This is a genomic window from Streptomyces aurantiacus JA 4570, assembly GCF_000414115.1.
In the GTDB taxonomy this organism is placed as follows: Bacteria; Actinomycetota; Actinomycetes; order Streptomycetales; family Streptomycetaceae; genus Streptomyces; species Streptomyces aurantiacus_A.
In genome coordinates this window covers 1-3,397 of the sequence record NZ_AOPZ01000345.1, presented here as the reverse complement: position 1 = coordinate 3,397, position 3,397 = coordinate 1, and the positions used below count along the sequence as shown (strand labels likewise).

General features: G+C 74.4%; 2 protein-coding genes and 1 pseudogene. 2 read left to right on the top strand and 1 reads right to left on the bottom strand.

Annotated features, from left to right (window positions below; all coding sequences use genetic code 11):
- Window positions 1-896, top strand: an 896-nt coding sequence (locus STRAU_RS29130) for a helix-turn-helix transcriptional regulator (RefSeq protein ID WP_052029333.1), incomplete at its 5' end; no start/stop codon positions are given.
- Window positions 897-946: 50 nt separating this feature from the next.
- Complete coding sequence (dusB, locus tag STRAU_RS29125; RefSeq protein WP_037662664.1) at window positions 947-2,095, top strand: tRNA dihydrouridine synthase DusB; 1,149 nt, start codon at window positions 947-949, stop codon at window positions 2,093-2,095.
- 18 nt (window positions 2,096-2,113) lie between these two features.
- Here dusB and STRAU_RS29120 read toward each other — a convergent pair.
- Window positions 2,114-3,397, bottom strand: a pseudogene (locus tag STRAU_RS29120) (amylo-alpha-1,6-glucosidase); the annotation flags it as partial.

Here is a 3,397-nt window from a genome sequence, read left to right as displayed (position 1 = left end):
CGCCGCCCGCCGCCGGGCACTCCGCGGCGCCCCCCGTTGGGCCCACCGCCGGGTCCGCCGCCGCCCCCGACATCCGCCGCCAGGAGCTGGCCGCGTTTCTGCGCAGCCGCCGCGAGCGCATCTCGCCGGAGCAGGTGGGCCTGGTGCGCGGGGCCCGGCGCCGTACGCCGGGGCTGCGCCGCGAGGAGGTCGCGCAGCTCTCCGCGGTCGGGGTCACCTGGTACACGTGGCTGGAGCAGGGCCGGGCCATCCGGGTCTCCGCGCAGGTCCTGGACGCCATCGCCCGCGCGCTGCTCATGGACCCGACCGAGCGCGGCCACCTGTTCGTGCTCGCGGGCGTCGTCGACCCCCGCCCCGACTACGACTGCCCCCTGCTCTCCCCGACCGCGCTGCGTCTGATGCACACCATCGCGCCCTACCCGGCCACCCTGCAGAACGCCCGCTACGACGTCCTCGCCCACAACCGCCCCTTCGCCCAGCTCTTCGGCGAGCTGACCGAGCTGCCGCCGCGCGAGCGCAACTGCCTGTGGCTGCTCACCACCAGCGCGCACTGGCGCGAGACGTTCCTCGACCGGGACGAGATGCTGCGCGACCTGATCGCCAAGTACCGCGCGAGCATGGCCGAGCACGTGGCCGAGCCCGCCTGGAAGGAACGGCTCGACGGGCTGCTGGCCGAGTCCGCGGAGTTCCGCGAGCTGTGGCGGCGGCACGAGGTCGCGACCATGTCGCCGCACGTCAAGCGGTACCGGCACCCCGAGGTGGGGCTGCTGCGCCTGGAGCACCGCAACCTGTGGATGGCCCCGCAGCCGCAGGCGCACCGGCTCGTCGCGTATGTGCCGGCCGACGAGGAGACGGAGGTGCGCCTGGGACGGCTTGCGGAGCTGCGCGGCGAGTGAGGGACAATGGAGGCTTGCCCCCTTCTCGTACGTTCCCGGAGAGCCGCCCGATGTCCCAGCCCACGCAGTCGCTGTCGGCACTGTCGATTGGCCCGCACGCCGTGCGACCGCCCGTCGTGCTCGCGCCCATGGCCGGGATCACGAACGCGCCGTTCCGCACGCTGTGCCGGGAGTTCTCCGGCCGCAAGGGCCTCTTCGTCAGCGAGATGATCACGACCCGGGCCCTGGTCGAGCGCAACGAGAAGACCATGCAGCTGATCCACTTCGACGCGAGCGAGACGCCGCGCTCCATCCAGCTGTACGGGGTGGATCCCGCCACCGTCGGCAAGGCCGTCCGCATGATCGCGGAGGAGGACCTGGCCGACCACATCGACCTGAACTTCGGCTGCCCGGTCCCGAAGGTGACCCGCAAGGGCGGCGGCTCGGCGCTGCCGTACAAGCGGCCGCTGCTGCGGGCGATCCTCAAGGAGGCCGTGAGCGGCGCCGGGGACCTGCCCGTCACGATGAAGATGCGCAAGGGCATCGACGACGACCACATCACGTTCCTGGACGCGGGCCGCATCGCGGTCGAGGAGGGCGTGACGGCCATCGCCCTGCACGGGCGGACGGCCGCCCAGCACTACGGCGGCACCGCCGACTGGGACGCCATCGCCCGCCTCAAGGAGCACGTCCCGGAGATCCCGGTGCTCGGCAACGGCGACATCTGGTCCGCGGCGGACGCGGTGCGGATGATGCGCGAGACCGGCTGTGACGGCGTCGTCGTGGGCCGCGGCTGCCTCGGCCGCCCCTGGCTCTTCGGCGATCTGGTGGCGGCGTTCGAGGGGACGGGGGCGCCCGCGGCTCCCTCCCTGCGGGAGGTCGCCGCCGTCATGCTGCGGCACGCCGCCCTGCTCGGCGAGTGGATCGGGGACGAGGCGCGGGGCGTCATCGACTTCCGCAAGCACGTCGCCTGGTACCTGAAGGGGTTCGCGGTCGGCTCCGAAATGCGCAAGCGCCTCGCGATCACGTCCTCGCTGGCCGAACTCGAGGACGGCCTCGGCGAGTTGGACCTCTCCCAGCCGTGGCCGGCCGGCGCGGACGGCCCTCGCGGCCGCACCTCCGGCAACAACCGCGTGGTCCTGCCGGACGGCTGGCTCAAGGACCCCTACGACTGCGCGGGCATCTCGGCGGACGCGGAACTGGACACGTCGGGCGGCTGAAAGCCCGCTGTTACTGGGCTACGCCCCGCCCACCGCCGTCAGCAACGCCAGCGGCGCCGCCGCCGAGCGGGACTCGCGTACGCAGGCGTGGGGGTAGGGGACGGGCGCGGGGTACGCCTCCCGCTCGTACCCCGCGAGGACTTCGGGGAGGCGGCCCGCCGCCGTGGTGGCGGCGTCGACGAGGGCGTGGGCGACGGTCCGGGCCTCGTCGTGGAGGCCGTAGCGGGCGAGCCCGAGGGTGATGAGGGCGTTGTCGTGGGGCCAGACGGAGCCCCGGTGGTAGGAGAGCGGGTGATACGCCCCCTGCCCGGCGGCGATCGTGCGGACGCCCCAGCCCGAGAAGAAGTCCGGTTCGAGCAGGCGGCGGCCGACCGCCTCGCCGTACTCCTTGTCGAGGAGACCGGACCAGAGCAGGTGCCCCGCGTCGGACGCGAGCGCGTCGACCTGCGCGCCCTTCCCGTCGAGCGCGAGCGCGGGGAACGAGCGCGCGGGCATCCAGAAGTCCCGCTGGAAGCGGTCGCGGAGGTCGGCGGCGGTCTGCGCGAGCAGGGCCGCGTACACCTCGTCGTCCCACACCGTGCGCGCCAGCCACGCCGTGCGCCGCAACGCGTCGTACGCGTACCCCTGCGCCCCTGCGGCCATCACCGGACCGAGGGCCCGCGTCCCGTCGGCGTCGCAGATCGCGCCGGGGGAGTCCTTCCAGTTCTGGTTGGCGAGCCCGCCCTCGTCCGCGCGGTAGACGAGGTAGCCGCGCGAGGTGAGCCCGCCGTGGTCCAGCATCCAGCCGACGGCGGCCCGGGCGTGCGGTTCGCCGGTCTGTTCCGTGTACGCGCCGAGCAGTACGAGGAACAGCGGGGTGGCGTCGACCGAGCCGTAGTACCGCCCGAAGGGGACCTGACCGAAGTGGGCGAGCTCCCCGTGCCGCACCTCGTGCACGATCTTGCCGGGCTGCGCGACGCGCCCCTCGGTGTGCTCGGTCGCCTGCGTCGCCGCCAGCGCGGGCAGCGTCGCGGCGGCGAGCCGCGGCAGGGGCGGGGAGCCGCGGCAGGTACGGCAGGGCGAACAGGGAGGTCAGCAGGGCGTCGCGGCCGAGCAGCGTGAGGAACCACGGCACGCCCGCCGCGGGCACGCACAGCTCCTCGCCGTCGGGCCCGCGCGCGGGCACCTGGAGCGAGGCCAGGTCGGCGAGGCCGCGCGCACAGGCCGCGGCCAGCTCGGGCCAGCCCGCGGACGGCGTCACGGCGGACGTGAACTCCCGCTCGGCCTCGGCGAGTTGGCGCATGGCCGCGGCGGGGGAGCGGG